Below are 2686 nucleotides of genomic sequence, written 5' to 3'. Positions count from 1 at the left end.
GTCCCGGAAGGGATTCGAACCCCTGACCTACGGTTTAGGAAACCGTTGCTCTATCCTGCTGAGCTACCGGGACGGCCGAGCCTCGGGTGAGGCGGCGATGGTCGGACGGGGCGGTCGGGCGATCCGGCCGGTACCGTCGGACGCCGGTCGCATAGCATGTTTCGAGGCGACGTGCAGCAGGAAGGTCGGGAGAGGAATGCGATCGAGTGACGGCGGCGGCGATGAGCGGGAGACGAGGGGCGGGCCGGCTCGCGACGATCGTCGTCTCGTCGTGCTCCTGATCGCAGCGGTGTCGATCCCGTCGATCGCGGCGGCGGCGGAGCCCGTCTGCGCTTCGCCGGAGGGCGAACCGGTGTGGGCGGAGCGGGTGGTGCGCGGCGACGAGATCGTACTCGTCGACGGGCGTCGGGTCCGCCTCGCCGGGGTGGAGGCGCCGCGGCCACCGTTCATCGGCGGTGAACGTGCGTCGCGCGAGGCGGCGGACGTCGATGCGGCGGCGCGCGCGGCGCTCGCCGATCGGGTCGAAGGGCGGGAGATCGCTCTCACCGAAACCGGGACCGATCGTCACGGGCGGCGCCTCGGTCATCTTTACGACACCGAAAGAGGGCAGTGGATCGAAGCGGAGCTGGTGGCGGCCGGTCATCTGAGGGTGACGCCGTCGCGAGTGGACCGTGGCTGTGCGGCGGCGCTCCTGGCCGAGGAACGGGCGGCGATGGACGCGCGGCGCGGCCTGTGGGCGATGTCCGCTTTCGCGGTGGTGCCGGCGGAGGCGGGGGATCTCGTCTCGCGGGTCGGCCGATGGGCGGTGGTCGAGGGAAGGGTGCGATCGATCGGGCGATCCGGCGGTCACATCTGGTTGAATTTCGGCGAGGACTTCCGACGTGACTTCGCCGTGGTCATGGACGATAAGGACCTCGAAGGTTTCCGGGCCGCCGGTTTCGACGCGACGGCGGCGCGAGGCTGGACGGTCAGGGTCCGCGGGGTGGTGACCCATCGCGGCGGACCGCGGATCGCCGTCGAGGTGCCGGAGAACATCGAACGGGTGAGAAGGTAGTGGCGGGTCGTCCGACGATCGATCGAGGGATGGTGGTCCGTGGCGGGGTGAAGCGCCTCGCGGCGACGGCGCTTCTCGTCTCGGCGATCGCGGCGCTCTCGGGCTGCTCCTCCATCGGCGGGCTCGGAACCACCGACCCGCTGATCTCGCAGGCCGGTTCGACGTCGAACGTGCTGGCGGTGGCGGCCAATCCCGGGCTCGACCCCGAACACGATCGCATCGTCGCCAGCTACGGTGGCGTCTACGACGATCCGGCCGCGGCGCAGGCGGTGGCGCGCGCCGTCGGGCGCATCGTCGCGGCCTCGGACGATCCCTCGCAGAGCTACCGCATCACCATCCTCAATTCGCCGGCGGTGAACGCCTTCGCGCTGCCGAGCGGCAATCTCTACGTCACCCGCGGTCTCATCGGCCTCGCCGACGACACCTCGGAAGTGGCGGCGGTGATCGCCCACGAGATGGCGCACGTCACGGCGCGCCACGCCGTCGCCCGGGCGCGGCGGGCGGAGGTGGCCTCGGAAGTCACCAAGATGGCCAACGTCATGCAGGACCAGGACGCCCAACGCCTGGCGCTCGCCTCGACGCAGCTGTCGCTGGCGCGCTTCTCGCAGGTGCAGGAGCTCGAGGCCGACGGCATCGGCGTGCGCACCCTGGCGCGGGCCGGGTTCGATCCCTTCGCGGCGTCGCGGTTCCTCTCGTCGATGGCGCGCTACGCCGAGTTCCGCTCGTCGCGCGGCGGGGCGTCGAAGAACCCGGACTTCCTGTCCTCGCATCCCTCGACGCCGGAGCGCATCTCCTTCGCGGTCCGTTCGGCGCGCGAGATCGGGGCGCCGGGCATCGGCGAGCAGGAGCGCGAGCAGTATCTGAAGGGCCTCGACGGCATGGTCTTCGGCGACGATCCGTCGGAAGGCTTCGTGCGCGGCCGGTCGTTCCTGCACAAGGCGCTCGGCATCCAGTTCACCGTGCCGGTCGGCTACACGCTGGAGAACACCACCAAGGCGGTGTTGGCGACCGACGCGCAGGGCATGGCGATGCGCTTCGACGGCGTCTCGCTCTCCCCGGACGTGTCGCTGACGTCCTATCTCGCTTCGGGCTGGATCAACGGCCTCGTCGGCGACTCGATCGCGACGACGACGATCGGCGACCTGCCGGCGGCCACCGCGACGGCGCGCGCCGACGGCTGGACCTTCCGCATCGGCGTGGTGCGCAAGGCACGGACGGTGTTCCGCTTCATCTTCGCCGCGCAGGAGGAGGGGGCGCTGCTCGACACCGCTCTCGCCGACACGATGGCGAGCTTCCGCCGTCTGACGGCGGAGGAATCGACGCGGCTGCGTCCGCTCCGCATCCGCATCGTGCGGGTCAAGCCGGGTGACACGCTCGACCGGTTGACCGAGCAGATGTCGGGCACCGACCGCAAGGCCGATCTCTTCCGCATCCTCAACGGCCTCGGCGCCGGCGAGATGCCGGACGCCGGCCGATTGGTGAAGATCGTCACCGACAATTGATACCAAAGGCCGAAAGTGCTGACGCACCCGGCCTTTGAACACACGCGAATTTCTCATCTGCGTCAGGGGCATGAGAAATTCGCGTCAGGAATACCATCGGTCATTTTCAATGGCCGATGGTATGAGGGAG

The 2686-nt window shown here is 69.7% G+C and carries 2 protein-coding genes and 1 tRNA gene; 2 read left to right on the top strand and 1 reads right to left on the bottom strand.

Going from position 1 to position 2686, the window contains the following annotated elements:
* Nucleotides 1–73 (bottom strand) — tRNA-Arg (locus V7Q42_RS21360).
* 123 nt (nt 74–196) lie between these two features.
* Here V7Q42_RS21360 and V7Q42_RS21355 point away from each other — a divergent pair.
* The gene (locus V7Q42_RS21355; protein WP_333826289.1) at nt 197–1054 is read left to right on the top strand and encodes a thermonuclease family protein; all 858 of its coding nucleotides are present in this window, start codon (nt 197–199) and stop codon (nt 1052–1054) included.
* Nucleotides 1055–1083: 29 nt separating this feature from the next.
* Nucleotides 1084–2556 carry a M48 family metalloprotease gene (locus V7Q42_RS21350; protein ID WP_333826288.1) on the top strand — a complete coding sequence of 491 codons (1473 nt, stop codon included), beginning with the start codon at nt 1084–1086 and terminating at the stop codon, nt 2554–2556.
* Nucleotides 2557–2686: the final 130 nt, after the last annotated feature.

The sequence above is a fragment of the Pinisolibacter sp. genome (assembly GCF_036782435.1).
In the GTDB taxonomy this organism is placed as follows: Bacteria; Pseudomonadota; Alphaproteobacteria; order Rhizobiales; family Ancalomicrobiaceae; genus CALBKH01.
Note: the sequence above shows the minus strand (reverse complement) of the source record. Positions and strands in the feature narration are given on the sequence as shown.